This window comes from Burkholderia sp. AU27893 (genome assembly GCF_002223205.1).
Lineage (GTDB): Bacteria > Pseudomonadota > Gammaproteobacteria > Burkholderiales > Burkholderiaceae > Burkholderia.
In genome coordinates this window covers 287,331-313,320 of the sequence record NZ_NKFD01000002.1, presented here as the reverse complement: position 1 = coordinate 313,320, position 25,990 = coordinate 287,331, and the positions used below count along the sequence as shown (strand labels likewise).

Sequence of the window (25,990 nt, the reverse complement as noted above, 5' to 3'; positions counted from 1 at the left end):
ACATAAGTGGGGTCTTGATACGCAGTGCCGCGCTTCATGCCGAAGTGCCCGGTTGGGGCGCTAGAATAGCGGCTCGCTGTTGCCGTCACGGGGTGGCCATGCCGCGCCCCCGCCGCGCGCGCAGCTTCGACCAGCATTACCTGCTCAGCCACGTCACTGGAGTCGATCATGCCGTATCAGCACATCAAGGTTCCGGAAGGCGGTGACAAGATCACCGTCAACAAGGACTTCTCGCTCAACGTTTCCGATCAGCCGATCATTCCCTATATCGAAGGCGACGGTACGGGCTTCGATATCACGCCGGTCATGATCAAGGTTGTCGACGCGGCGGTCGCGCATGCGTACAAGGGCAAGCGCAAGATCCACTGGATGGAGATTTTCGCGGGCGAGAAGGCGACGAAGGTGTACGGCCCGGACGTGTGGCTCCCGGACGAAACGCTGCAGGTGCTGAAGGAATACGTGGTATCGATCAAGGGGCCGCTCACGACCCCGGTCGGCGGCGGCATCCGTTCGCTGAACGTCGCGCTGCGCCAGGAACTCGACCTGTACGTGTGCCTGCGCCCGGTGCAGTACTTCAAGGGCGTGCCGTCGCCGGTGCGCGAGCCGCAAAAGATCGACATGGTGATCTTCCGCGAGAACTCGGAAGACATCTACGCGGGCATCGAATGGGCCGCGGGCTCCGAGCAGGCGAAGAAGGTGATCAAGTTCCTGCAGGACGAGATGGGCGTGAAGAAGATCCGCTTCCCGGAAACCTCGGGGATCGGCGTCAAGCCCGTGTCGACCGAAGGCACCGAGCGTCTCGTGCGCAAGGCAATCCAGTATGCGATCGACAACGATCGCAAGTCGGTCACGCTGGTGCACAAGGGCAACATCATGAAGTTCACGGAAGGCCTGTTCCGTGACGCCGGCTACGCGCTCGCGCAGAAGGAATTCGGCGGCGAGCTGATCGACGGCGGCCCGTGGATGCGCGTGAAGAACCCGAAGACGGGCAACGAGATCGTGATCAAGGATTCGATCGCCGATGCGTTCCTGCAGCAGATCCTGCTGCGTCCGGCCGAATACGACGTGATCGCCACGCTGAACCTGAACGGCGACTACATCTCCGACGCGCTGGCCGCGCAGGTCGGCGGCATCGGGATCGCGCCGGGCGCGAACCTGTCTGATTCGGTCGCGATGTTCGAAGCGACGCACGGCACCGCACCGAAGTACGCAGGCAAGGATTACGTGAACCCCGGCTCCGAGATCCTGTCGGCGGAAATGATGCTGCGCCACCTCGGCTGGACGGAAGCGGCCGACACGATCATCGCCGCGATGGAGAAGTCGATCCTGCAGAAGCGCGTCACGTACGACTTCGCGCGCCTGATGGAAGGTGCGACGCAGGTGTCGTGCTCGGGCTTCGGCGAAGTGCTGATCGAGAACATGTAAGACCCCTTCCGGGGTGGGCCGGCAGGTTGCCGGCCGCCCCGGCGCCTACTGCCGGCGCCGGAGCGTTTCGTGGATGGCAGGTTTGTTGGCAGGGCGGTCCGGCATGCGGGCCGCGGCGCCGCGATGCGGCCCGGAGCCCCTGCAAGGTAGAACATGACGGCCCTCGCAACACCACCGCCCGGCTGAGCCGGCGCGCCCCTTTCGCGACCGACCCGGTCGCTCCCCGCCGGTTACCCGCCGGCGCTCCCTGTTCAACAATCACGTAGCAATGCTTTGACCACCATGTCCACTTCGCCCAAGATCATCTACACCCTCACCGACGAAGCGCCCGCGCTCGCGACCTATTCGCTGCTGCCGATCGTCAAGGCCTTCACGCGCTCGTCCGGCGTCGCCGTCGAAACGCGCGACATCTCGCTCGCCGGCCGCATCATCGCCGCATTCGCGGACGTCCTGCCGCCCGAGCAGAAGGGTTCCGACGATCTGGCCGAACTGGGCCAGCTCACGCTGAAGCCGGAAGCGAACATCATCAAGCTGCCGAACATCAGCGCATCGGTGCCGCAGCTGAAGGCCGCGATCGCCGAACTGCAGGCGCAGGGCTACAAGCTGCCGGCCTACCCGGAAGATCCGTCGACGGACGAAGAGAAGGCGGTCAAGGCCCGCTACGACAAGATCAAGGGCAGCGCGGTGAACCCGGTGCTGCGCGAAGGCAACTCCGACCGTCGCGCGCCGCTGTCGGTCAAGAACTACGCACGCAAGCATCCGCACAAGATGGGTGCGTGGAAGGCCACGTCGAAGGCCCACGTCGCGCACATGACCGAAGGCGACTTCTACGGCAGCGAGAAGTCGGCGCTGATCGCCGATGCCGGCAGCGTGAAGATCGAACTCACGACGACCGACGGCGCGAAGAAGGCGCTGAAGGAAAAGACGGCCGTGAAGGCCGGTGAAGTCATCGACGCATCGGTGATGAGCCGCAATGCGCTGCGCAGCTTCATCGAAGCGCAGATCGCCGACGCCAAGGCGCAGGACGTGCTGTTCTCGGTGCATCTGAAAGCGACCATGATGAAGGTCTCCGACCCGATCCTGTTCGGCCACTTCGTGTCGGTGTTCTACCGCGACGCGCTCGCGAAGCACGCGGACGTGCTGGCGCAGGTCGGCTTCAACCCGAACAACGGCATCGGCGACCTGTACGCGCGCCTGAAGGACCTGCCGGCCGACACGCGCGAAGCGATCGAAGCCGACGTCAAGGCCGAATACGCAGTGCGTCCGCGCCTGGCGATGGTCAACTCGGACAAGGGCATCACGAACCTGCACGTGCCGAGCGACGTGATCGTCGACGCATCGATGCCGGCGATGATCCGCGATTCGGGCGGCATGTGGGGCCCGGACGGCCAGCTGTACGACGCGAAGGCCGTGATTCCGGACCGCTGCTACGCCGGTGTCTACCAGGCCGTGATCGAGGACTGCAAGCAGCATGGCGCGTTCGATCCGGTCACGATGGGCAGCGTGCCGAACGTCGGCCTGATGGCGCAGGCGGCTGAAGAATACGGTTCGCACGACAAGACGTTCCAGATCCCGGCGGACGGCGTCGTGCGCGTCACCGACGAAGCGGGCAACGTGCTGCTCGAGCATGCCGTGGAAGCGGGCGACATCTGGCGCATGTGCCAGACGAAGGACGCACCGGTGCAGGACTGGGTCAAGCTCGCGGTCAACCGCGCACGCGCGACCGGCGCACCGGCCGTGTTCTGGCTCGATCCGGCTCGCGCACACGACGCGCAGATCATCGCGAAGGTCGAGCGTTACCTGAAGGATCACGACACGAACGGCCTCGACATCCGCATCATGACGCCGGTCGAAGCCACGCGTTTCTCGCTCGAGCGCATCCGCGCGGGCAAGGACACGATCTCGGTCACCGGCAACGTGCTGCGCGACTACCTGACCGACCTGTTCCCGATCATGGAACTCGGCACCAGCGCGAAGATGCTGTCGATCGTGCCGCTGATGGCCGGCGGCGGGATGTTCGAAACGGGTGCGGGCGGTTCCGCGCCGAAGCACGTGCAGCAGTTCGTCGAGGAAGGCTTCCTGCGCTGGGATTCGCTCGGCGAATTCCTCGCGCTGGCCGCGTCGCTCGAACACCTCGGCAACGCGTACCAGAACCCGAAGGCGCTCGTGCTCGCGAAGACGCTCGACCAGGCGACCGGCAAGTTCCTGGACGAGAACAAGTCGCCGGCGCGCAAGGTCGGCGGCCTCGACAACCGCGGCAGCCACTTCTACCTGTGCCTGTACTGGGCGCAGGCGCTGGCCGAGCAGACCGAGGACGCGGCGCTGAAGGCACAGTTCGAAGGCGTGGCGAAGGCGCTGTCCGACAGCGAAGCGCGCATCCTGGAAGAACTGGCGGCCGCGCAGGGCAAGGCGCAGGCCATCGGCGGCTACTACCGTCCGAACGTCGACCTGACGAGCCAGGCCATGCGCCCGAGCGCGACGCTGAACGGCATCGTCGACGCGGTCGCCTGACGCAGGCCGCGCGATCGCGCGGGCCGATGCGCATGCCGGCGTGGCGGGCATTGCTGCCTGCCACCGGCTACAAAAGAAAAACGCCCCGGACGCCCGGGGCGTTTTTCGTTGCTGGCGTGTCATTCAGACGTGAACGATTTCCCATTCGGCGATTTCGTGCGGCACTTCGAGCGTTGCCGTGTCCAGCTCGGACAGTTGCTCGCAGTCGCCGCGGGAGATGTGGTCGGCTGCCACTTCGGGGCACGAGAATGCGCCGAGCAGGGCGTTGCCGAACGTCGCTTCCCAGCCGCCGTTACCCGGCAGGATGTAGAACGACCCGAGCGCTGAACCAAAGCGAAATCCCTTCATTTCCGTTCTCCCTTTCTGATCACAAGCGATTCTGGTGTGCCGCCTGCCGGCTTGACCGGCTGTGGCCCGACTGGCTGCTTGCGCCCGGTTCCGTATCGAACGTCGTGGCGAAGCGTCAGTGCATGGAACAAAGTCTACGTCCGCGGCCCGCTCGGATGGTGCATGTAGAACGGCTTCACTAAACAAAATTTCTCTTTTAAAAACAAGTAATTATTTTCATCATTTTGTATTGCGGAACGTTTTTCGCCATCGCGAAACGGGGATTTTGTGCCCTGCACCACGAATTTTTATAACGCAGAGACTTGTTCCGCATCGTGAAATATTGGCGGGTGTGCGGATCGGCGAAGTGGCCGGCGCCGTGGTGGGGCCGAACGGCAGGGGGCGAGGCGACCGCCGGGGAACTGCCAGAGCCAGGGTTGAAGGGCGCTTCGGCCGTGAGCGAAGCGCCGTGCATCGTCGATCGATGATGCGGGCCGATGCGTGCCATTCGGGTGCGGCGTGGTCGAACCCTGCGGCGTATCGCCGCCCGGCCGGCTGCGGCGCGTCTCGATTTGGCCCTACGGTTATGATGACGCGGGCATCAGGATTTGCGTCGCGCATCGGCGCTTCGGCCGGCCGGCGCGGGCGTCGCGGCGGCCGCGCGACCCAGCATGGATAACGAGGAACAATTGATGATACGGAGAACCTTCCTGTCGCGCGCCGTCGGTGTCGCAGCCGCGTCGCTGTTCGCGCGCGCCGCGTGGGCGCAGCATGCAGGTCACGCCGGCATGGCCGGCATGGACTCGATGGACGACATGTCGGGCATGTCGGGCATGTCAGGGATGGCGGAGCACGGGCAGCACGGCAAGTCCGCACCGGCTGCGCTCGCAGCCGCCGACGCGCTGCCGGCCGGCGCGCCGCTCGCGGCGCTGCGCACGCTCGCGAACGAAAGTCGCGAGCCCGGCATGTTCCGGGCCACGCTGGTGGCGCAGCCCGTGGCGCGCTCGATGCTGCACGGTGCACGGCCGACCACGTTCTGGCAGTTCGGGGCGGGCACGCAGGGCCCCGTCGTCGGTCCGCTGATCGACGTGCGCGAGGGCGACACGGTCGAGATCAAGTTCGTGAACAAGCTGCCGCAGCCGTCGACCATCCACTGGCACGGCCTGCCGGTGCCGCCCGACCAGGACGGCAATCCTTCCGATCCGGTCGCGCCCGGCGCGTCGCGCGTGTACCGCTTCACGTTGCCGAAGGGGAGTGCCGGCACCTACTGGTACCACCCGCATCCGCACATGATGACGGCCGAACAGGTCTTCCGCGGGCTCGCCGGTCCGTTCGTCGTGCGCGCCGTGGACGATCCGCTGGCGGGCTGGCCCGAGCGCAACCTGTTCGTGTCGGACCTGAAGCTTGCGCGCGACGGCACGATTGCACCAAACGACATGATGGACTGGATGAACGGTCGCGAGGGCCAGTTCGTGCTGGTCAATGGCGCGCGCCGGCCGCGGATCGATGTCGCGGGCGACGAGCGCTGGCGCGTGTGGAACGCGTGCAGCGCGCGCTATTTGCGCGTCGCGTTCGACGACGGCCGCGCGTTCGAGCATGCAGGCACCGACGGCGGCCTGTTCGACGCGCCGCGCCGCGTCACGTCGCTGTTGATCGCGCCGGGCGAACGGGCGGAGCTGCTGGTCCGCGCCGGCGACCGGGCGTCGCGCGCCGTGCTGCAGGCGGCCGAATACGACCGCCGCAAGATGTCGATGTCGCACGATGACGGGCACGGCAGCCTGCCGCCCGATCCGGCGCTGGCGCTGGCCGACGTCGCATTCGCGCCGGCCGCCGCACGCGCGCTGCCGGCGACCCTGCGCGCGGTGCCGTCGCTCGGCGAACCGGTCGCGCACAAGACGGTCGCGTTCGGCGAGGAGATGGACATGGACGCGATGATGAAGGGGGCCGCGCACGGCCGTCCGGCGGGCATGCGCTTCACGATCAACGGCGACACCTACGCGCCGCATCGCGCGACGCTGACGAGCCGCCGTGGCGACGTCGAGCGCTGGACGATCCGCAACGGCACCGACATGGATCACCCGTTCCACCTGCATGGCACGCAGTTCCAGGTAATCGAGCGCGAGTCGGGCGGTTCGCGCACGAGCGAACCGTTCCGTGCATGGCGCGATACGGTGAACGTGCGCAGCGGCGAAACCGTGACGATTCTCGTCACGCAAGACATGCCCGGTGAGCGCATGTTTCATTGTCACATTCTCGAACACGAGGATCTCGGCATGATGGGCACGCTGAAGGTCGTGTAACGAGGTGGTGATTATGTTTCACGCGCCGGATGAGTATCGGATCTGCGCGCGTGACAAGACAATGTGTGTTCAATTATCGGGATTGAACGAAAAGGCCGGCCAATCGATTATCGATTGGCCGGCCTCAAATAAAGAAACCCGGCGCAAACCATGCGCCGGGTTTCTTCGTCTGATATCCGGTGCCTTATGCGGCCTGGATGTTCGACGCTTGCTTGCCCTTCGGTCCTTGAACGACGTCAAAGCTCACCTTCTGGCCTTCCTTCAGCGTCTTGAAGCCATTCATGGTGATAGCCGAGAAGTGCGCAAACAGATCCTCACCGCCCTCGTCGGGAGTGATGAAACCGAAGCCCTTCGCGTCGTTGAACCACTTAACGATACCAGTTGCCATTTCCTACTTCCCCTGTCACACAGTCGCTGCTACTTACCACGAGCACGCTCGAAAAGCTAAACGACCGGAAAACACAGCCGTTCCCCCCTCACAAGCTCACCTTCGGCCTCTTTCATTTTGCCAACCGGCAAATTGAAAAAAGTGCCAGCTTGATTGTTGGCGCTCTTTATTGGAGTGTCAAGTGGAATTTTTAGACGTTTAGAGGGACGTTGTAAAGAACCCATTTTCAGGGTTTTTCCGGCTTTGCTTAGCAGCACGCGGCCAAGCGCGCGGTCTTGAAAAGCCGCATAATCGGCTCATATACCAGGCTCGAGTGACACGCGTTCGAGTCGTCCCGGCTTGTGGGATACTGGATGCGGACACGACGTTCCGGTGCGGTTCCCCTGACGGTTCGTGTTCCGCGCCACGCGTGAAAGCCGGCACCGCAGCCGGCTTTCGTATGGCACGAAGAAGATCGCGTGTTCCGGGATTCCGGGGAGGGCGCCGGCCGGTCGGTCGGGTAATGGCAGGATTGCGGGCCTGTCCGAGTTGTTTAGAATGGGTGTATGGCGATTATCCCGGACAAGCAGGACAGCACCGTCCTGGAACGCAAGCAGCAGAAGCTCAAGCCGCCTTCGATGTACAAGGTGGTGCTGCTGAACGACGACTTCACGCCGATGGAATTCGTCGTGATGGTGGTCCAGGAGTATTTCAAGAAGGATCGCGAGACGGCCACTCAGATCATGCTGAAGGTCCATCGTGAAGGGCGAGGGGTTTGTGGGGTCTATACGCGGGACATCGCGTCGACCAAGGTTGAGCAAGTCGTTACCCATGCGCGGCAGGCCGGGCATCCGCTGCAGTGCGTGATGGAGGAAGCATGATTGCCCAGGAATTGGAAGTCAGCCTGCACATGGCGTTCATGGAAGCACGCCAGGCGCGCCATGAGTTCATCACGGTCGAGCATTTGCTGCTGGCCCTGCTGGATAATCCGACGGCAGCCGAGGTGTTGCGCGCGTGCGCGGCAAACATTGAGGACTTGCGGCAGAACCTGCGCAATTTCATCCACGACAACACACCTACCGTCCCGGGTACCGACGATGTCGATACCCAGCCGACGCTCGGTTTCCAGCGCGTGATCCAGCGCGCGATCATGCACGTCCAGTCGACGTCGAACGGCAAGAAGGAAGTAACCGGCGCGAACGTGCTGGTCGCGATCTTCGGCGAGAAGGATTCGCATGCCGTGTACTACCTGCAGCAGCAGGGCGTCACGCGCCTCGACGTCGTGAACTTCATTTCGCACGGCATCGCGAAGACGAACAGCGGCGAAGCCGCGAAGTCGTCCGACGCGAATGCGGAAAGCGAAGACGCGAATGCGCAGAAGGAAACGCCGCTCGCGCAATTCACGCAGAACCTGAACCAGATGGCGAAGGACGGCCGCATCGATCCGCTGATCGGTCGCGAGCCCGAGGTCGAGCGCGTGGTCCAGGTGCTGTGCCGCCGCCGCAAGAACAATCCGCTGCTCGTCGGCGAGGCCGGCGTCGGCAAGACCGCGATCGCGGAAGGGCTCGCCTATCGCATCACGCGCGGCGAAGTGCCGGACATCCTCGCGAACGCGCAGGTCTACTCGCTCGACATGGGCGCGTTGCTCGCGGGCACCAAGTACCGCGGCGACTTCGAGCAACGGCTGAAGACGGTGCTGAAGGAACTGAAGGAGCGTCCGCACGCGATCCTCTTCATCGACGAGATCCACACGCTGATCGGCGCGGGCGCCGCGTCGGGCGGCACGCTCGATGCGTCGAACCTGCTGAAGCCGGCGCTGTCGTCGGGCGTGCTCAAGTGCATCGGCGCGACCACGTTCACCGAATATCGCGGCATCTTCGAGAAGGACGCGGCGCTGTCGCGGCGCTTCCAGAAGGTCGACGTGACGGAGCCGAGCGTCGAGCAGACGGTCGCGATCCTGCGTGGGCTGAAGTCGCGCTTCGAGGAGCATCACGGCGTCAAGTATTCGTCGGGTGCGCTGTCGGCCGCGGCCGAACTGTCGGCGCGCTTCATCACCGACCGTCACCTGCCGGACAAGGCGATCGACGTGATCGACGAAGCGGGCGCGGCCCAGCGCATCCTGCCGAAGTCGAAGCAGAAGAAGACGATCGGCAAGAGCGAGATCGAGGAAATCATCTCGAAGATCGCGCGCGTGCCGCCGCAGAGCGTGTCGCAGGACGATCGCAGCAAGCTGCAGACGCTCGACCGCGACCTGAAGAGCGTCGTGTTCGGCCAGGATCCGGCGATCGACGCACTGGCTGCCTCGATCAAGATGGCGCGCGCGGGCCTCGGCAAGATGGACAAACCGATCGGCGCGTTCCTGTTCTCCGGCCCGACGGGCGTCGGCAAGACCGAAGTGGCGCGCCAGCTCGCGTTCACGCTCGGTATCGAGCTGATCCGCTTCGACATGTCGGAATACATGGAGCGTCACGCGGTGAGCCGCCTGATCGGCGCGCCGCCGGGCTATGTCGGGTTCGACCAGGGCGGCCTGCTGACCGAAGCCGTCACGAAGAAGCCGCACTGCGTGCTGCTGCTCGACGAAATCGAGAAGGCGCATCCGGACATCTTCAACGTGCTGCTGCAGGTGATGGACCACGGCACGCTGACGGACAACAACGGCCGCAAGGCGGATTTCCGCAACGTCATCATCATCATGACGACCAACGCGGGCGCCGAGTCGATGCAGAAGGCGACCATCGGCTTCACGACGCGCCGTGAAACGGGCGACGAGATGACCGACATCAAGCGTCTGTTCACGCCGGAGTTCCGCAACCGCCTGGATGCGATCATCAGCTTCCGCTCGCTCGATGAGGAAATCATCATGCGCGTGGTCGACAAGTTCCTGATCCAGCTCGAGGAACAGCTGCACGAGAAGAAGGTCGACGCGCTCTTCACCGACGCGTTGCGCAAGCATCTCGCGAAGCACGGCTTCGACCCGCTGATGGGCGCGCGGCCGATGCAGCGGCTGATCCAGGACACGATCCGCCGTGCGCTGGCCGACGAACTGCTGTTCGGCAAGCTGCTGAACGGCGGTCACGTGACGGTCGACGTCGACGAAGGCGACAAGGTGCAGTTGTCGTTCGACAAGCTCGGGAACCCGCCGCACAAGCCGAACGAAGAGGCGGTCGAAGTCGAGTAAGCGATAATCGGGTAGTTCATGCGAACGGCGCGGGATGTTTTCCGCGCCGTTTCGTTTTATCTGGCGCCGGCGGCGCGATGGTGGTGCAGGGGAGTGGCAACGCAGTGACACAACAACAACGGACGTTCGACGACATCGTCGCGCGCGAACAGGGTTTGCGCCATGCGCTGACGTCTGGGCAGATGGCGATGATCGCGATCGGCGGCGCGATCGGCACGGGGCTGTTCCTCGGCAGCGGGTTCGCGATCGGGCTCGCCGGCCCGAGCGTGCTGGTCTCGTATGCGATCGGCGCGCTGATCGCGCTGCTGCTGATGGGCGCGCTCGCGGAAATGACGGTCGCCCACCCGACGGCCGGCTCGTTCGGCGCATATGCCGAGCACTATGTCGGCCCGCTGGCGGGTTTCCTGGTGCGCTATGCGTACTGGTTCGCGGTCGTGTTCGCGATCGGCACCGAGATCAGCGCGATCGCCGTGTTCATGAAGTACTGGTTCCCGGCCGTGCCCGGCTGGTACTGGGTGATCGGCTTCTCCGCGCTGCTGATCGCCGTGAACCTCGCGAGCGTCACGCTGTACGGCACGGTCGAATACGCGTTCTCGCTGCTGAAGATCGCGGCGATCGTCGTGTTCATCGTGCTCGGCGCCTATCTCGTGTGGTCGGCGCCGGCCGCATCGGGCGTCGGTTTCGCGAACTACACCGCGCACGGCGGCTTCATGCCGAAGGGGCCGTGGGGCACCTGGGTCGCGGTGATCGTCGCGATCTTCAGCTATATGAGCATCGAAGCCGTCGCCATCGCGGCCGGCGAGGCGCGCGATCCGCAGCACGCAGTCACGCGCGCGTTCCGCTCGACCGTGTTCCGGCTCGTGCTGTTCTACCTGCTGACGCTGTCGCTGATGCTCGCGATCGTCCCATGGACGCAGGCCGGCACCGACGAAAGCCCGTTCGTGAAGGTGATGGCCGCGACTCATGTGCCGTACGCGGCAGGCGTGATCAACTTCGTGTTGTTGATCGCGGCGCTGTCGGCGATGAATAGCCAGCTTTACGTGACGACGCGGATGATGTTCAGCCTGTCGCGCGCGCGGCTCGCGCCCGCGGTGTTCGGCCGGCTCGGTACGAACAGCGTGCCGCGCGCGGCGTTGTGGATCTCGACGAGCGGCGTCGCGGTAGCGGCCGTGCTGGTCGCGCTGGCGCCCGACACCGCGTTCACCGTGATGATGGCGATCGCGATGTTCGGCGCCCTGTTCACGTGGCTGATGATCTTCGTCACGCACCTGCGCTTCCGTTCGCAGTATCGAGGCCCCGCGCTCGCGTTCCGGATGTGGGGGCACCCGTTCGGCAGCCTGCTCGGCGCGGGGCTCGTCGCGGCAATCCTGTTCACGACCGCGTTCACGCGCGAATTCCGGATGACGATGGTGGTCGGTGTCGTGTTCGTCGTGCTGCTCACGCTCGCGTATGCGCTGCATTACCGCCACCAGCACGCGCGTTGAGGGGCGCGGCGCGGCCCGCACACGCCGATTTCCTGTTCGCTAAGGTTGCGTTAAGCCCGCGGCGATTAAATTCGATCCTGTCTGCAAGGCCGGCCGGCATGCGCCGGCTTGCCGCTTTCCTGCAAAAAGGGGTTCGAATGAATAAACTTCCCGAAATCACGCTCGCGTTCTGGATCATGAAGATCTGCGCGACGACGCTCGGCGAAACCGGTGGCGACCTGCTGTCGATGACGCTGAACGTCGGCTACGCGGTGAGCTCCATCCTGCTGTTCGGCTTCTTTCTCGTGACGCTGGGCGCGCAGCTCAGGACGACCCGCTATCGCCCGGCGATCTACTGGGCCGTGATCGTTGCGACGAGCACGGCCGGCACGACGATGTCCGACTTCATGGACCGCACGCTCGGCCTCGGCTATGCGGCCGGCTCGTCGATCCTGGTCGCGATCCTGCTGGCGATCTTCGCCGTGTGGCGCCTGAGCGGCGAATCGCTGTCGGTCGACCTGATCCGCACGCGCAAGGTCGAGCTGCTGTACTGGATCGCGATTTTGTTCTCGAACACGCTCGGCACGGCGCTCGGCGACTTTCTCGCGGACAGCTCGGGGCTCGGTTTCGGTGGCGGCGCGCTGCTGATCGGCGGGCTGCTCGCGGTGATCGTGCTGGCGCACTATTTCACGCGGATCTCCGGCGTGCTGCTGTTCTGGGCCGCGTTCGTGCTCACGCGCCCGTTCGGCGCGACGGTCGGCGACCTGTTGACGAAGCCGGTGGCGAAGGGCGGCCTCGCGCTGGGCACGATCGGCTCGTCGGCCGTGCTGCTCGGCGTGCTGGTCGCGATGGTGATCTACGCGATCGTGGCTCAATCGCGGCAGCGCGACCTGGCGCCCGCGCGGATCGCGCAAGCCGTCGAGGAATGACGGCGAAGGAATGGAAAAAGGGGCCGCGAGGCCCCTTTTTTCGCTGCGTCGTTCAGTGACGGCCGGTGCTGCCGAAGCCGCCCTCGCCACGATCGCTTTGCGCGAAGTCGTCGACGATGTTGAACTGCGCCTGCACGACCGGCACGATCACGAGCTGGGCGAGCCGCTCGAACGGATTCAGCACGAACTCGGTCTGGCCGCGGTTCCACGTCGAGACCATCAGCTGGCCCTGGTAGTCGGAATCGATCAGGCCGACGAGGTTGCCGAGCACGATGCCGTGCTTGTGGCCGAGGCCCGAGCGCGGCAGGATCAGCGCCGCGTAGCCGGGATCGGCGAGATGGATCGCGAGGCCGGTCGGCACGAGCGTCGTCTCGCCCGGCTGCAGCGTGACCGGTGCATCGAGGCACGCACGCAGGTCGAGGCCCGCGCTGCCGGTGGTTGCGTAGGCGGGCAGGTAGTCGCGCATGCGCGCGTCGAGGATCTTCAGGTCGAGGTTCATGCGGTCGTCGGATGAGTCGGGAAGGGCGCGGCGGTAATGGCCGCCGCGCGGGAGATCAGATCAGGCGGTTGTCGGGCAGGCGCTTCGCGATTTCCGCGACGAGCGTGTGCGCGAGTTCGTCCTTCGGTGCGCGCGGCAGGCGCGTGAGACCGGCGGCCTCGAACAGCACGACTTCGTTGTCGTCGCGACCGAACGTGAGCGGGCCGAGGTTGCCGACCAGCAGCGGCACGTTCTTGCGCTTGCGCTTCTCGTCGCCGTGCACGTCGAGGTCGCCGCTTTCGGCCGCGAAGCCGACGCAGAACGGCGGATCGGGCAGCGCCGCGACCGACGCGAGGATGTCCGGGTTCTCGACGAACGCGAGCGCGGGCACCTTGTGGTCGGCCGTCTTCTTCATCTTGTGCTCGGCCGGCTGGGCAACGCGCCAGTCGGCGACTGCAGCCACCGCGATGAAGATGTCGGCATCCGCAACGGCATGCATGACCGCGTCGTACATCTGCTGCGCCGTCTGCACGTCCTGGCGATAGACGCCCCACGGCGTGTCGAGCGCCACCGGCCCCGCGACGAGATGCACGTCGGCGCCGGCCTGCTGCGCGGCGCGCGCGAGCGCGAAGCCCATCTTGCCGCTCGAGCGGTTCGTGAGGCCGCGCACCGGGTCGAGCGGTTCGAACGTCGGGCCGGCCGTGATCAGCACGCGCCGGTGCGCGAGCACCTTCGCCGCGAAGTGCGCGACGATCGCTTCATAGATCGCTTCGGGCTCGAGCATGCGGCCGTCGCCGACTTCGCCGCACGCCTGCGCGCCCGAATCCGGGCCGAGTACCGACACGCCGTCTGCGCGCAGCTGCGCGGCGTTGCGCTGCGTGGCCGGGTTTTGCCACATCTGGCGGTTCATCGCGGGAACGACGAGCAGCGGGCAATCGCGCGCGACGCACAGCGTCGACAGCAGATCGTCCGCGAATCCGTGCGCGAGCTTCGCGAGGAAGTCCGTCGACGCGGGCGCGATCACGATCGCATCGGCTTCGCGCGACAGGTCGATGTGCGCCATGTTGTTGTCGACGCGCGAGTCCCACTGGCTCGTGTAGACGGGCCGGCCCGACAGCGCCTGCATCGTGACGGGCGTGATGAACTGGGTGGCGGCTTCGGTCATCGCGACCTGCACGGTCGCGCCGGCCTTCACGAGCAGCCGCGTAAGCTCGGCGATCTTGTAGCAGGCGATGCCGCCGGTCAGGCCGAGAACGAGGTGTTTTCCTGCGAGTTCTGCGTGTGCCAACTCAGGCCTCCAAGGGTCAAACGGAACGGCCGGCGCGAAGCCGGCCGTCGACGCCGAGTATGCGCGCTTAGCGCGAGCCGCGCACGCGACGCAGTTCGTCGTAGATCAGCAGCACCGCGCCGACCGTGATCGCGGAATCGGCGAGGTTGAACGCAGGGAAGTGCCAGGCGCCGAGATGGAAATCGAGGAAGTCGATCACGTGGCCGTAGACGAGCCGGTCGATCACGTTGCCGAGTGCACCGCCGAGGATCATCGCGAGCGACAGGCTGAACAGCCGCTGCTGGCCGTGACGCTTCAGCAGGAAGCAGATCACGAGCGTCGCGCCGATGCCGAGCGCGGTGAACGCCCAGCGCTGCCAGCCGCCCGCGGTCGACAGGAAGCCGAACGCGGCGCCGCGGTTGTACACCAGCACGAGGTTGAAGAACGACGTTAGCTCGTGCTGCGCGCCGTACGCGAACGTCTTCAGGATCGCGATCTTCGACAGCTGGTCGAACAGGATCACGATCAGCGAAATGCCGAGCCAGGGCGCAAGCGCGCCGCTGGCCGGTTTCGACAGGGTCTTCGCCATGGTTAAGCAGCGCTCCGGATTTCGCCGTTTTCGAACAGGTTGGAGAAGCAGCGGCCGCACAGCGTCGGATGATCGGCATGCGCGCCGACATCTTCACGGTAGTGCCAGCAGCGCTCGCACTTCTGGTACGTCGACGCAGCCACGTCGACGCTTTCCAGTGCTTCGTCGTCGACCTTGACGACCGTCGCCGCCGACGTGATCAGCACGAACTTCAGATCGTCACCGAGGCTCGTGAGCGCGTCGTAGCGTGCGCCGCTCGCGTGCACCGCGACTTCGGCCTGCAGCGACGAACCGATGCGGTTCGCGGTGCGTGCCTCCTCGAGCGCCTTCGTCACGTTGCCGCGCACCTCGCGCAGCAGCGCCCACTTCTCGATCAGCGCGGCCGAGCCGTCGACTTCCGGATACGCGTAGTAGGTTTCCGTGAAGATCGTGTCGCTGGCCGGCTGGAACACCTTCCACGCTTCTTCCGCCGTGAACGACAGGAACGGTGCGAGCACGCGCAGCAGGCCGTGCGTCAGGTGGTACAGCGCCGTCTGCGCCGAGCGGCGAGCACGCGAGTCGGCCGCGCTCGTGTACAGGCGGTCCTTCAGCACGTCGAGGTAGAAGCCGCCGAGATCTTCCGAGCAGTACGTCTGCAGCTTCGCGACGACCGGGTGGAATTCGTACTTCTCGTAGTGGCCGAGCAGCTCAGTCTGAAGCTGCTGCGAGAACGCGACCGCATAGCGGTCGATCTCGAGCCATTCGTCGACCGGCACGGCATGCTGCGCGAAGTCGAAGTCCGACAGGTTCGCGAGCAGGAAGCGCAGCGTGTTGCGGATGCGGCGATAGCCTTCGGTCACGCGCTTCAGGATTTCCTCGGAGATCGCGAGCTCGCCCGAGTAGTCGGTCGACGCGATCCACAGGCGGATGATTTCCGCGCCGAGACGGTTCGCGACTTCGTGCGGGTCGATGCCGTTGCCGAGCGACTTGCTCATCTTGCGGCCTTCGCCGTCGACCGTGAAGCCGTGCGTGAGCAGGCCCTTGTACGGCGCGCGGCCGTCGATCATCGACGCCGTGAGCAGCGACGAGTGGAACCAGCCGCGGTGCTGGTCCGAGCCTTCGAGGTAGAGGTCGGCCGGGAACTGCAGCTGATCCTTGTGCGAGCCGCGCAGCACGTGCCAGTGCGTCGTGCCCGAATCGAACCACACGTCGAGCGTGTCGCGGTTCTTTTCGTACAGGTTGGCGTCGTCGCCGATCAGCTCGCGCGGGTCGAGCGTCTGCCACGCCTCGATACCCGACTGCTCGACGCGTTTCGCGACTTCCTCGAGCAGTTCGAGCGTGCGCGGATGCAGCTCGCCGGTTTCCTTGTGCACGAAGAACGCCATCGGCACGCCCCACTGGCGCTGGCGCGACAGCGTCCAGTCAGGACGGTTCGCGATCATGCTGAACAGGCGCTGCTTGCCCCACGACGGGTAGAACGCGGTCGCGTCGATGCCTTCGAGCGCGGTTTCGCGCAGCGTCTTGCCGCCGTCGCGCGGCGTCACGTCCATGCCGGCGAACCACTGCGACGTCGCGCGGTAGATGATCGCCGTCTTGTGGCGCCAGCAGTGCATGTAGCTGTGCTTGTAGTGCTCGCTGCGCAGCAGCGAGCCGGCCGCGTTCAGCGCGTCGACGACCTTCGGGTTTGCGTCCCAGATCGACAGGCCGCCGAACAGCGGCAGCGATTCGATGTAGCGGCCGTCGCCCATCACCGGGTTGATGATGTCCGAGTCGGTCATCCCGTGCGCCTTGCAGGACACGAAGTCCTCGATACCGTACGCGGGCGACGAGTGCACGACGCCGGTACCCGTGTCGGTCGTCACGTAGTCGCCGAGGTACACGGGTGCGGTGCGCTTGTAGCCGGGGTGAGCCGACGCGAGCGGGTGGTGGAAGCGCAGGCCCGCGAGCTTCACGCCCGGCGCGGTCGCCACGACGCGGCCCGTCAGCTTGAAGTCGGTCATGCAGGCTTCGACGCGCTCTTGCGCGATGATCAGCAGCCCTCGCTCGGTGTCGACCAGTGCGTAGACGATTTCCGGATGGAGGTTCAGCGCCTGGTTCGCGGGGATCGTCCACGGCGTGGTGGTCCAGATCACGATGCCGCCTTCGGCGCGCGGCAGCGCCGGCAGGCCGAACGCCTGCGCGGTCTTTTCCGGTTCCGCGAACGCGAACATCACGTCGATCGTCGGATCAGTGCGGTCCTTGTACTCGACTTCCGCTTCCGCGAGCGCCGAGCCGCAGTCGAAGCACCAGTTCACCGGCTTCAGCCCGCGATACACGTAGCCCTTCTCGATGATCTTGCCGAGCGCGCGGAGCTCTTCCGCCTCGTTCACGAAGTTCATCGTCTTGTACGGGTTGGCCCAATCACCGAGCACGCCCAGACGCTTGAAGCCGACCTTCTGCTTCTCGATCTGCTCGGTCGCGTACGTGCGCGCCTTGCTCATCACTTCGGCCGCCGGCAGCGACTTGCCGAACTGCTTCTCGATCTGGATTTCGATCGGCATCCCGTGGCAATCCCAGCCCGGCACGTACGGCGCGTCGAAGCCGGCCATGTTGCGCGACTTGACGACGATGTCCTTCAGGATCTTGTTGACGGCGTGGCCGAGGTGGATGTCGCCGTTCGCATACGGCGGGCCGTCGTGCAGGATGAACTTCGGCCGGCCGGCGCTGGCCGCGCGGATCTTCTCGTAGATGCCGCGCTCTTCCCATTCCTTGACCCACTGCGGCTCGCGCTTGGGCAGGTCGCCGCGCATCGGGAACGGCGTGTCGAGCAGGTTGACCGGATACTTGGCCTGCGGTTTCGAATCGGCTTTCTTGTTGCTCATGATGGAATCGCTATCTCAATCTCGGGGGACGCGCGAGCGTCGTGAATCGGGGATGCGCGCGACTGGGCGGCGCGAGGGTGCGGCGCGGGGCGCCGCCGTCCGGATCAGCTAATTCGGTCGGTGGCCGACGTCGCGAAGCCCGTGGCGCGGCTGCCCGGCGCACGGTCGCGCTCGATGAAGTACGCACGCGCATTCGCGACGTCGAGTGCGATCGCGCGCGACAGCGTCTCGAGATCGTCGAATTTCGCCTCGTCGCGCAGCTTCTTCAGGAATTCGACGCGGATGAGCTTGCCATAGGCATCGCCGTGCCAGTCGAGCAGGTGAACTTCGAGCAGCACGCGGCCCGAATCGTCGACGGTCGGGCGCAGGCCGAGGCTCGCGACGCCCGGCAGCGGGGCGGGACCGAGGCCGTGCACCTGCACGACGAAGATGCCCGCGAGCGCCGGCCGCTTGTGTGCGATCGGCAGGTTCAGCGTCGGGAAGCCGAGGTCGCGGCCGAGCTTCAGCCCGTGCGCGACGTGGCCGCTGATCGCATAGCCATGGCCGAGCGCCTGCGCGGCCGCATCGAGATCGCCGGCCGTGAGCGCGGCGCGCACGCCCGAACTCGAGATGCGCGTGCCGTCGCTGCCGGCCACCGTACCCATCTGCTCGACCTCGAAGCCGTACTGCGCACCGGCTGCCTGCAGCGTGTCGAAGGTGCCCGCGCGTTTCGCGCCGTAGCAGAAATCGTCGCCGACCATCATCCAGCGCGTGTGCAGCCCGTTCACCAGCGTGCGTTCGACGAACGCCTGCGGCGACTGGCTCGCGAACGTGTGGTTGAAATGCTCGACGACCACGCGGTCGACGCCGTGATCGCGCAGCGCCTCGAGCTTGTCGCGCAGCATCGCGATGCGCGGCGGTGCGCCGGCCGGGTTGAAGAATTCGCGCGGGTGCGGTTCGAACGTCATCACGCACACGGGCAGGCCGCGCGCGTCCGCTGCCGCGCGCACGCGCGCGAGCAGGGCCTGGTGGCCGCGATGGACACCGTCGAAGTTGCCGATCGTCAGCGCGCACGGGGCGCGGCTCTCGGCGTTGGGCAGGCCGCGGAAGACTTTCACGATAGCGGATGCAGCGTCGGGGAATGGGCGGTGGGATGCCGCAAAGCAAAAGATTATAAACGTTCGGGCGCGCGGGCGGCCGAGAAGGGGGGAAACGCGGGGGCGAATGGTAAAATTCGCGGATGAAAAAACTCGTGATCCTGATTTCCGGTCGCGGCAGCAACATGGAGGCCATCGTCCGCGCGTGCGCGCAGGAACGCTGGCCGGCCGAGATTGCGGCCGTGATCGCCAACCGGCCCGACGCGGCCGGCCTGGCATTTGCCGCGTCGCACGGGGTGGCGACGGCGGTGGTCGACCACCGGTCGTTCGACGGCCGCGACAGCTTCGATGCGGCGCTCGCCGCCGAGATCGACCGATTCGCGCCCGATCTCGTGGTCCTCGCCGGCTTCATGCGCATTCTCACGCCCACATTCGTCAGACGATACGAAGGCCGGCTGCTGAACATCCATCCGTCACTGCTGCCGAGCTTCAAGGGCATCCACACGCACCAGCAGGCGCTCGACGCGGGGGTCGCGCTGCATGGCGCGAGCGTGCATTTCGTGATTCCCGAGCTCGACAGCGGCGCGATCGTCGCGCAGGGCGCGGTGCCCGTGCGCGCGGGCGACGACGCGGCCGCGCTCGCGCAGCGTGTGCTGACGGTCGAGCATGTGCTGTATCCGCGCGCGGTGCGCTGGTTCATCGAGGGGCGTCTGCGCCTCGAGAACGGCCGTGCAGTGGTGGCGCCGGAAGAGGCGCGCTGGATTTTCGCGGATCAACCGCATACCGAAACGAGTGAGGGCGTATGAAACTGCACGGATTCCTGATCGGCCAGACCGAGACTTTGTTGGCCGAGGTGCTGAAGTTCGCCGGCCCCGCCGACGCGACGACGAGCCGGTTCTTCCGCGCGCATCCGAAGCTCGGGCATGCCGAGCGCGGCGTGATCGCCGAGGCCGTGTTCGCGGTGCTGCGCCGCAAGATGGAGTTTTCGCATCTCGCCGAGAGCGGCACGGGCACGCCCGCGCGGCGCCTCACGCTGCTCGGCCTGATGCAGACGGCCGGCCGCAATGCGCTGAAGCCGTTCCTGTCCGACACCGAGGCCGCATGGCTCGAGCACGTGTCGAAGATCGATCCGGCGAGCCTGCCGGTGCGCATCCGCACGAACCTGCCCGACTGGATCCACCAGGCCTTGTCGGCCCGGTTCGACGCCGACGAGCTCGCGCAGCTCGCGGCCGCGTTGAACTACCCGGCGCCGCTCGACCTGCGCGCCAACGTGCAGAAGGCCACCCGTGACCAGGTCATCGACGGGCTGCGCGCGGAAGGCATCGATGCGGGCGCGACGCCGTTTTCCCCGTTCGGCGTGCGCGTGGTCGGCAAGCCGGCGCTGACGCGCCTGAGGCTGTTCGAGGAAGGCGCGATCGAGGTGCAGGACGAAGGCAGCCAACTGCTGTGTTCGCTGGTCGCGCCGCGCCGCGGCGAGATGGTCGTCGATTTCTGCGCGGGGGCGGGCGGCAAGACGCTCGCGCTGGGCGCGATGATGCGCTCGACCGGGCGCCTCTACGCGTTCGACGTGTCGGAGAAGCGCCTGGCGAAGCTGAAGCCGCGCCTCGCGCGCAGCGGGCTGTCGAACGTGAACCCCGTGCTGATCGACAGCGAACACGATGCGAAGATCAAGCGGCTCGCCGGCAAGATCGACCGCGTGCTGGTCGATGCGCCGTGCAGCGGCCTCGGCACGCTGCGCCGCAACCCGGACCTGAAGTGGCGCCAGACGCGCACAGCGATCGACGAGCTGACGCCGAAGCAGGCGTCGATCCTCGCGAGCGCCGCGCGCCTGGTGAAGAAGGGCGGCCGGCTCGTCTACGCGACCTGCAGCGTGCTCGACGCCGAGAACGAACGCATCGTCGAACAGTTCCTGGCCGACCATCCCGACTTCGTGCTGGTACCGGCGCAGAAGGTGCTGGACGACCAGCGCATCGAGCTCGAGACGGGCGACTACCTGTCGCTGTGGCCGCATCGCCACGCGACCGACGGCTTCTTCGCCGCGGTGCTCGAACGGCGCGCGGCGCAGTAACGGCGGGCTGGACGGACGATGGAGAATCTGCAGAGCCGCCTGCTGTCGCACCGGCTGGCATTGGTCATCCGCGATTTCCACCAGCCGGTGATGATCTGGCAGGCGGCGATCCTCATCGGCGCGCTGTGCTTCGCATGGGTGGCTGCGCGCTTCGTGCACGGCCGGATCGACGCGCGCCGCCGGGCGGCCGGACGTGCGCCCGGCGCGGGTGCGCAAAGCCTGAAGCGCGCGTTGTTCCCGCTGTTCGGCAGCGTATTCGTGGGCGGTGCGCAGCTCGCGTTCGACCCGTTCATGTCGACGTCGCTGCTGTCGCTCGCGCTCGTGCCGTTGTTCGGCATCGGGCTGATCTACGTGCTGTTCTTCTTTGCGCGGCGCGTGTTCGCGCGCGACGGCCACACGCATGCATGGCTGTCGATCGTCGAGAAGATCGTGTCGACCGTCGTGTGGGCCGCGATGGTGTTGACCGTGCTCGGCATCCAGCGTGACGTGCTCGGCTGGCTCGACAGCGTGCAGTTCCGGGTCGCCAATGCACATCTCACGCTGCTGTCGGTGATCTCCGGCGCGCTGTGGGTGTGCGTGACGCTGATGGTCGCGATGTGGCTCGGCTCGGTGCTCGAGGATCGCCTCACGCGCGCGAGCACGCTCGACGCGAACCTGAAGGTCGTGCTGTCGCGGATCGGCCGCGCGCTGCTCGTGTTCGCGGCGATCCTGATCGGGCTGTCGCTGGTCGGCATCGACGTGACCGTGCTCGGCGTGTTCGGCGGCGCGGTGGGTGTCGGCCTCGGTTTCGGGCTGCAGAAGATCGCCAGCAACTACGTGTCGGGCTTCATCATCCTGCTCGACCGCTCGCTGCGGCTCGGCGACGCGATCAGCGTCGGCGGCTTGCAGGGCGTGGTCACGCAGATCCGCACGCGCTACACGGTCGTGCGCGGCCTCGACGGCAACGAGACGCTGATCCCGAACGAAAAGCTGATCACCGACGTCGTGCAGAACCAGTCGTCGTACCTGACGCGCGGCTACGCGAAGGTCGCCGTGCAGGTCGCATACACGAGCGACGTCGAGCACGCGCTCACGCTGCTCGCCGAGGCGGCCAAGGGTGTGCCGCGCGTGCTGGTGGAGCCTGCTCCGACCCCGTATCTGGTGAGTTTCGGGGCGGACGGGATCGACCTGGAGCTCGGTTTCTGGATCGAGGATTCGGCGAAAGGCACGTCCGGCGTGCGTTCGAGCGTGAACCGGAACATCTGGCGCCTGTTCAGCGAGCACGGGATTTCGATTCCGTTCCCGCAGCGCGAAGTGCGCGTCGTCGGGGTGCCCGACGCCTTTTCCGCCACGGGCGTGACGGCCGGCAACGGCGCCGTGGACGGGCACGCACCGGCGGCATGACGGGCGCCGGTCTGCAATCGTATCGACCCCGCGGCCGGAACCGGATCGCGGGCCTTTCCCAGTCCGCCCATGGACTGGGTTTGTTGCGTCATGGCAAGAAAATGTTCATTTTTTACAAAGACTTGGAACGGTTGAAGTAAAATTCTGGTCTACACGCGGTATGCTTTCATTTTTCTGACGCTCGGCGCGTGCCGACGTCGCTCTCATCACAGGTAACTGCCTTGTTGAATTCCCTGCTCGATTTTCTTTCCCACGGGCTCCTGCATTTTTCGTGGTGGCAGGTCGCGCTGTTCGCGCTCGCCGTCACGCACGTCACGATCATCGGCGTGACGGTCTACCTGCACCGCTGCCAGGCGCACCGCGCGCTTGAGCTGCATCCGATCGCGAGCCACTTCTTCCGCCTCTGGCTGTGGATGACGACCGGCATGCTGACCGGCCAGTGGGCCGCGATTCACCGCAAGCACCACGCGAAGTGCGAGACCGAGGAAGATCCGCACAGCCCGCAGACGCGCGGCATCTGGAAGGTGTTCCTCGAAGGCGCCGAGCTGTATCGCGCGGAAGCGAAGAACGAAGAGACGATGCGCAAGTTCGGTCACGGCACGCCGAGCGACTGGGTCGAGCGCAATGTCTATTCGAAGTACCCGATTCTCGGCATCAGCCTGATGATGGTGATCGACGTCGCGCTGTTCGGCGTGATCGGCCTGACCGTGTGGGCCGTGCAGATGGTCTGGATTCCGTTCTGGGCGGCTGGCGTCGTCAACGGCTTCGGTCACTTCTGGGGCTATCGCAACTTCAACTCGGCCGACGCGAGCACGAACCTGTTCCCGTGGGGCATCGTGATCGGCGGCGAAGAACTGCACAACAACCACCACACGTTCGCGACGTCGGCGAAGCTGTCGAACAAGTGGTACGAGTTCGACATCGGCTGGATGTACATCCGCATCATGTCGGCGTTCGGTCTCGCGAAGGTGAAGAAGGTCGCGCCCACGCCGCGCCTGAACAAGCCGAAGACGGTGCTCGACCAGGAGACGCTGCAGGCCGTGCTGTCGAACCGCTACGAAGTGATGGCGCGCTACGGCAAGGCCGTGAAGCGTGCGTACCGCCAGGAGCTTGCGCACCTGAAGGAAATCGGCGGCGAGAAGTACCAAATGATGCGCGGCGCGCGCAAGTGGTTCCACAAGGACGCCGACGGCCTCGACGAGCCGCAGAAGAAGCTGCTGCCGGAAATCTTCGCGAACAGCCAGAAGCTGCAAACGTACTTCCAGCTGCGCCAGGATCTTGCCGCGATCTGGGATCGTTCGACGGCATCGCGCGAACAGCTTCTCGCGCAATTGCAGGATTGGTGCCATCGCGCAGAACAAAGCGGCATCAAGGCGCTGCAGGAATTTGCGACGCGCCTGCGCCGCTACGCCTGATTCGAAATCGATTAGAATCTAAGGACGTCAAAAACCCCGCGTTGGCGGGGTTTTTTATTTGGTCCGCCGGTTTTTGAATGGTGATTGGCAGGGCCGGATTGGTATGAGGCTTGGGGCAACGGGGAAGTGTTGCTCCGGGGCGAACGCAGGGGATGGGATCGGAGTGGGCGCTAAGGCACTAACTCTGATCGACCGCGAAGCATGGGATCAGAGTAAGCGCTAAAGCGCTAACGCTGGTCGACAGGAGATATGGAGATGCAATCGACGATCAAACCCGTCGAGTACGACCGGCCCGTTGCAGCAGGGACCGTATGCGGCGTGGGGCAGGCCTGGGCCAAGGTGCCCGATGCACCGTCCGCCGAAGAGCGGGCCGCGCTGAAAGCGCGCATCAAGGCATTGCTCGTGCGCGAAAAGGCCGTGCTGGTCGCGCACTACTACGTCGACGCCGAGTTGCAGGAACTCGCCGACGAAACCGGCGGCTGTGTCGCCGATTCGCTCGAAATGGCCCGCTTCGGCCGTGACCACGACGCGCAGACGCTGGTCGTCGCCGGCGTGCGCTTCATGGGCGAAACCGCGAAGATCCTGAGCCCGAACAAACGCATCCTGATGCCCGATCTCGACGCGACTTGCTCGCTCGACCTCGGCTGCCCCGTCGACGAATTCTCGGCGTTCTGCGATGCGCATCCCGACCGCACCGTCGTCGTCTACGCGAATACCAGCGCCGCCGTGAAGGCGCGCGCGGACTGGATGGTCACGTCGTCGATCGGCCTTGAGATCGTGGCTGACCTGCACGCACGTGGCGAGAAGATCATCTGGGCGCCGGATCGCCATCTCGGCAGCTACATCCAGAAGAAAACCGGCGCGGACATGCTGCTGTGGCAAGGCTCGTGCCTCGTTCACGACGAATTCAAGGGTATCGAGCTCGACCTGCTGCGCGCCGAGTATCCGGACGCGAAGGTGCTCGTCCACCCGGAATCGCCGGAAAACGTCGTCGCGCAGGCCGATGTGGTCGGCTCGACCACGCAACTGATCGACGCGGCGGTCAAGCTCGACGCAACGCACTTCATCGTCGCGACCGATCTCGGCATCCTGCACAAGATGCAGCTTGCGGCGCCCGGCAAGACCTTCATCGCCGCACCGACGGCCGGCAACAGCGCCACCTGCAAGAGCTGCGCGCACTGCCCGTGGATGGCGATGAACGGCCTCGCGAACCTCGCCGACGTGCTCGAACGCGGCCACAACGAGATCTTCGTCGATCCCGCGATCGGCGAGCGCGCACGCCTGCCGATCGACCGGATGCTCGATTTCGCAGCCGCGCACAAGAAGCGCGTGCAGGCGAGCGGCGATCTGCAGCGCGATCAGCAATTGTTTGCGAACGTGGGGGCTGCGTAATGAATAGCCCCCACGCTCACATTCGTTCGCTGGCCCCCGAGGGGGCGGCCACCTTCCTTGGGGGCGGCCCGGCGGAAGGCGGCGCGAACTCCGCAGTATCCCCGCTGTTCAACATCGTCCGCGAGCAGTACGGCGCGGCATTCGACGATGCGATCGCGCGCAACGTGGCCGATGCGATCGCGGAAGACGTCGGCACCGGCGACCAGACCGGGCGGCTCGTACCGGCCGGCGGACGTCGCCGTGCACGCATCATCGTGCGCGAGGAAGCCGTGCTGTGCGGCGTGCCGTGGTTCGAGGCCGTGATTGCCCAGATCGATCCGGCGATCGTCGTGCAGTGGCGTTATCGCGAAGGCGATCGTATGTCGCCCGATTCGACCGTCTGCGAACTCGAAGGGCCGGCGCGCGCGCTGCTGACGGCGGAGCGCAACGGGCTGAACTTCCTGCAATTGCTGTCGGGCGTCGCGACCGCGACGCGTCGTTACGTCGATCGCGTCGAAGGCACGCGCGCGAAGATCCTCGATACGCGCAAGACGCTGCCGGGCCTGCGGCTCGCGCAAAAGTATGCGGTGCGCGTCGGCGGCGGCGAGAACCAGCGTCTCGCGCTGTATGACGGCATCCTGATCAAGGAAAACCACATCGCGGCGGCAGGCGGTGTCGGCGAGGCGCTCGACGCGGCGTTCGCGCTGGACTCGGGCGTGCCCGTGCAGGTCGAAGTCGAGACGCTTGCACAACTCGATACGGCGCTCGCACATCGCGCGCAGTCGGTGCTGCTCGACAACTTCACGCTCGACATGATGCGTGAAGCGGTGCGCGTGGCGAACGGCAAGGCCGTGCTCGAAGTGTCGGGCGGCGTCAATTTCGATACGGTGCGTGCGTTTGCGGAAACGGGGGTCGACCGTATCTCCATCGGCGCGCTGACGAAGGACGTGCGCGCGACGGACTATTCGATGCGGATCGTCGACTGACCGAACGCGTTCGATCA

20 protein-coding genes are annotated in these 25,990 nt (G+C 65.8%); 13 read left to right on the top strand and 7 right to left on the bottom strand.

The features are described from left to right. The first annotated feature begins 168 nt into the window (after window positions 1-168). Window positions 169-1,425, top strand: coding sequence for an NADP-dependent isocitrate dehydrogenase (gene icd, locus CFB47_RS14560; RefSeq protein ID WP_006478026.1), 1,257 nt, complete (start codon window positions 169-171; stop codon window positions 1,423-1,425). A 282-nt stretch (window positions 1,426-1,707) separates the two neighbouring features. Continuing rightward, window positions 1,708-3,936 (top strand): NADP-dependent isocitrate dehydrogenase, encoded by a 2,229-nt coding sequence (locus tag CFB47_RS14555; protein ID WP_089461531.1) that lies wholly within the window; start codon window positions 1,708-1,710, stop codon window positions 3,934-3,936. A gap of 123 nt (window positions 3,937-4,059) precedes the next feature. Here CFB47_RS14555 and CFB47_RS14550 read toward each other — a convergent pair whose 3' ends face one another. Continuing rightward, window positions 4,060-4,284, bottom strand: a complete 225-nt coding sequence (locus tag CFB47_RS14550; protein ID WP_006490888.1) for a hypothetical protein — start codon at window positions 4,282-4,284, stop codon at window positions 4,060-4,062. Between the two features lie 671 nt (window positions 4,285-4,955). Between CFB47_RS14550 and CFB47_RS14545 the strand changes: the two genes are divergently transcribed. Then, complete coding sequence (locus tag CFB47_RS14545) at window positions 4,956-6,563, top strand: multicopper oxidase family protein (protein WP_089461817.1); 1,608 nt, start codon at window positions 4,956-4,958, stop codon at window positions 6,561-6,563. Window positions 6,564-6,747: 184 nt separating this feature from the next. Here the strand turns inward: CFB47_RS14545 and CFB47_RS14540 are convergent, their stop codons facing one another. Next, entirely contained in the window at window positions 6,748-6,951 is a 204-nt protein-coding gene (locus tag CFB47_RS14540; RefSeq protein ID WP_006478030.1) for a cold-shock protein, read from the bottom strand. Window positions 6,952-7,496: 545 nt separating this feature from the next. Here CFB47_RS14540 and clpS point away from each other — a divergent pair. From clpS to CFB47_RS14515, 4 genes are all read left to right on the top strand, one after another. Further along, on the top strand, window positions 7,497-7,811 hold the full coding sequence (clpS, locus tag CFB47_RS14530; protein WP_006398529.1) for an ATP-dependent Clp protease adapter ClpS: 315 nt from the start codon (window positions 7,497-7,499) through the stop codon (window positions 7,809-7,811). Next, the gene (gene clpA, locus CFB47_RS14525) at window positions 7,808-10,108 is read left to right on the top strand and encodes an ATP-dependent Clp protease ATP-binding subunit ClpA (RefSeq protein WP_089440849.1); all 2,301 of its coding nucleotides are present in this window, start codon (window positions 7,808-7,810) and stop codon (window positions 10,106-10,108) included. The genes clpS and clpA overlap by 4 nt, the downstream gene beginning before the upstream one ends. A 104-nt stretch (window positions 10,109-10,212) precedes the next feature. Then, window positions 10,213-11,592 (top strand): amino acid permease, encoded by a 1,380-nt coding sequence (locus CFB47_RS14520; protein ID WP_089461816.1) that lies wholly within the window; start codon window positions 10,213-10,215, stop codon window positions 11,590-11,592. Between the two features lie 137 nt (window positions 11,593-11,729). Further along, window positions 11,730-12,500 (top strand): hypothetical protein, encoded by a 771-nt coding sequence (locus tag CFB47_RS14515; RefSeq protein WP_089440848.1) that lies wholly within the window; start codon window positions 11,730-11,732, stop codon window positions 12,498-12,500. Between the two features lie 52 nt (window positions 12,501-12,552). Here CFB47_RS14515 and dut read toward each other — a convergent pair whose 3' ends face one another. The 5 genes from dut to CFB47_RS14490 all read right to left on the bottom strand — a co-directional run bounded on the left by dut (window position 12,553) and on the right by CFB47_RS14490 (window position 18,771). Next, a complete protein-coding gene (dut, locus tag CFB47_RS14510; RefSeq protein ID WP_089461530.1) occupies window positions 12,553-12,999 on the bottom strand; it encodes a dUTP diphosphatase in 447 nt (148 codons plus the stop codon). 55 nt (window positions 13,000-13,054) lie between these two features. Further along, window positions 13,055-14,266, bottom strand: coding sequence for a bifunctional phosphopantothenoylcysteine decarboxylase/phosphopantothenate--cysteine ligase CoaBC (gene coaBC / locus CFB47_RS14505; protein WP_089461529.1), 1,212 nt, complete (start codon window positions 14,264-14,266; stop codon window positions 13,055-13,057). A gap of 67 nt (window positions 14,267-14,333) precedes the next feature. Next, window positions 14,334-14,834, bottom strand: coding sequence for a signal peptidase II (gene lspA, locus CFB47_RS14500; protein WP_039368190.1), 501 nt, complete (start codon window positions 14,832-14,834; stop codon window positions 14,334-14,336). A gap of 2 nt (window positions 14,835-14,836) precedes the next feature. Continuing rightward, window positions 14,837-17,674, bottom strand: coding sequence for an isoleucine--tRNA ligase (ileS, locus tag CFB47_RS14495; protein ID WP_089456788.1), 2,838 nt, complete (start codon window positions 17,672-17,674; stop codon window positions 14,837-14,839). Between the two features lie 104 nt (window positions 17,675-17,778). Further along, window positions 17,779-18,771 (bottom strand): bifunctional riboflavin kinase/FAD synthetase, encoded by a 993-nt coding sequence (locus tag CFB47_RS14490; protein WP_089440845.1) that lies wholly within the window; start codon window positions 18,769-18,771, stop codon window positions 17,779-17,781. A gap of 122 nt (window positions 18,772-18,893) precedes the next feature. Here CFB47_RS14490 and purN point away from each other — a divergent pair, with 122 nt between their 5' ends. The 6 genes from purN to nadC all read left to right on the top strand — a co-directional run bounded on the left by purN (window position 18,894) and on the right by nadC (window position 25,973). Continuing rightward, a complete protein-coding gene (gene purN, locus CFB47_RS14485; protein ID WP_089456787.1) occupies window positions 18,894-19,556 on the top strand; it encodes a phosphoribosylglycinamide formyltransferase in 663 nt (220 codons plus the stop codon). Next, window positions 19,553-20,818 carry an RsmB/NOP family class I SAM-dependent RNA methyltransferase gene (locus CFB47_RS14480; RefSeq protein ID WP_089461528.1) on the top strand — a complete coding sequence of 422 codons (1,266 nt, stop codon included), beginning with the start codon at window positions 19,553-19,555 and terminating at the stop codon, window positions 20,816-20,818. The genes purN and CFB47_RS14480 overlap by 4 nt, the downstream gene beginning before the upstream one ends. 18 nt (window positions 20,819-20,836) lie before the next feature. After that, on the top strand, window positions 20,837-22,201 hold the full coding sequence (locus tag CFB47_RS14475) for a mechanosensitive ion channel family protein (RefSeq protein ID WP_089461527.1): 1,365 nt from the start codon (window positions 20,837-20,839) through the stop codon (window positions 22,199-22,201). A 221-nt stretch (window positions 22,202-22,422) separates the two neighbouring features. Beyond that, the gene (locus tag CFB47_RS14470; RefSeq protein WP_089426146.1) at window positions 22,423-23,616 is read left to right on the top strand and encodes an acyl-CoA desaturase; all 1,194 of its coding nucleotides are present in this window, start codon (window positions 22,423-22,425) and stop codon (window positions 23,614-23,616) included. A 255-nt stretch (window positions 23,617-23,871) separates the two neighbouring features. After that, window positions 23,872-25,008, top strand: a complete 1,137-nt coding sequence (nadA, locus tag CFB47_RS14465) for a quinolinate synthase NadA (protein WP_071334971.1) — start codon at window positions 23,872-23,874, stop codon at window positions 25,006-25,008. Then, complete coding sequence (gene nadC, locus CFB47_RS14460) at window positions 25,008-25,973, top strand: carboxylating nicotinate-nucleotide diphosphorylase (RefSeq protein ID WP_256946693.1); 966 nt, start codon at window positions 25,008-25,010, stop codon at window positions 25,971-25,973. The genes nadA and nadC overlap by 1 nt, the downstream gene beginning before the upstream one ends. Window positions 25,974-25,990 lie beyond the last annotated feature (17 nt).

Coding starts and splice junctions, on each gene's coding strand:
- icd (WP_006478026.1), top strand. CDS start 169: ATGCCGTATCAGCACATCAAGGTTCCGGAAGGCGGTGACAAGATCACC.
- CFB47_RS14480 (WP_089461528.1), top strand. CDS start 19,553: ATGAAACTGCACGGATTCCTGATCGGCCAGACCGAGACTTTGTTGGCC.
- nadC (WP_256946693.1), top strand. CDS start 25,008: ATGAATAGCCCCCACGCTCACATTCGTTCGCTGGCCCCCGAGGGGGCG.
- lspA (WP_039368190.1), bottom strand. CDS start 14,834: ATGGCGAAGACCCTGTCGAAACCGGCCAGCGGCGCGCTTGCGCCCTGG.
- purN (WP_089456787.1), top strand. CDS start 18,894: ATGAAAAAACTCGTGATCCTGATTTCCGGTCGCGGCAGCAACATGGAG.
- dut (WP_089461530.1), bottom strand. CDS start 12,999: ATGAACCTCGACCTGAAGATCCTCGACGCGCGCATGCGCGACTACCTG.
- ileS (WP_089456788.1), bottom strand. CDS start 17,674: ATGAGCAACAAGAAAGCCGATTCGAAACCGCAGGCCAAGTATCCGGTC.
- clpS (WP_006398529.1), top strand. CDS start 7,497: ATGGCGATTATCCCGGACAAGCAGGACAGCACCGTCCTGGAACGCAAG.
- CFB47_RS14515 (WP_089440848.1), top strand. CDS start 11,730: ATGAATAAACTTCCCGAAATCACGCTCGCGTTCTGGATCATGAAGATC.
- CFB47_RS14540 (WP_006478030.1), bottom strand. CDS start 6,951: ATGGCAACTGGTATCGTTAAGTGGTTCAACGACGCGAAGGGCTTCGGT.
- CFB47_RS14475 (WP_089461527.1), top strand. CDS start 20,837: ATGGAGAATCTGCAGAGCCGCCTGCTGTCGCACCGGCTGGCATTGGTC.
- CFB47_RS14550 (WP_006490888.1), bottom strand. CDS start 4,284: ATGAAGGGATTTCGCTTTGGTTCAGCGCTCGGGTCGTTCTACATCCTG.
- CFB47_RS14555 (WP_089461531.1), top strand. CDS start 1,708: ATGTCCACTTCGCCCAAGATCATCTACACCCTCACCGACGAAGCGCCC.
- CFB47_RS14545 (WP_089461817.1), top strand. CDS start 4,956: ATGATACGGAGAACCTTCCTGTCGCGCGCCGTCGGTGTCGCAGCCGCG.
- clpA (WP_089440849.1), top strand. CDS start 7,808: ATGATTGCCCAGGAATTGGAAGTCAGCCTGCACATGGCGTTCATGGAA.
- nadA (WP_071334971.1), top strand. CDS start 23,872: ATGCAATCGACGATCAAACCCGTCGAGTACGACCGGCCCGTTGCAGCA.